The sequence below is a fragment of the Cobetia sp. 3AK genome, from assembly GCF_029846335.1.
Lineage (GTDB): Bacteria > Pseudomonadota > Gammaproteobacteria > Pseudomonadales > Halomonadaceae > Cobetia > Cobetia marina.
In genome coordinates this window covers 1-239 of sequence record NZ_JARWKR010000043.1, presented here as the reverse complement: position 1 = coordinate 239, position 239 = coordinate 1, and the positions used below count along the sequence as shown (strand labels likewise).

1 protein-coding gene is annotated in these 239 nt (G+C 69.5%); it reads right to left on the bottom strand.

Annotated features, from left to right (window positions below):
* A partial coding sequence (locus QD228_RS17080; protein ID WP_279876141.1) for a hypothetical protein occupies nucleotides 1-239 on the bottom strand: 239 nt, incomplete at both ends.

Sequence of the window (239 nt, the reverse complement as noted above, 5' to 3'; positions counted from 1 at the left end):
GGTCCGCCAGCGCGAAGATCTCCACCAGCCGCACCGGGTCCTCGGCAAAGAAGCGGTCGTGCGGCAGTGCCAGGCGACCGCGATCGAGCACGAAGCCCTTGAGCCGGCTCGGCCGGCGGCGCAGCTGCGGCAGGCCGAAGCGGCGCCCGCGCCCGGCGAACTTCTCGTCCAGATGCGCCAGGAACAGCCCGCTCAAATAGCCGACGCGCTTCGCCTGCAGGAAGTAGAACTGCATGAAC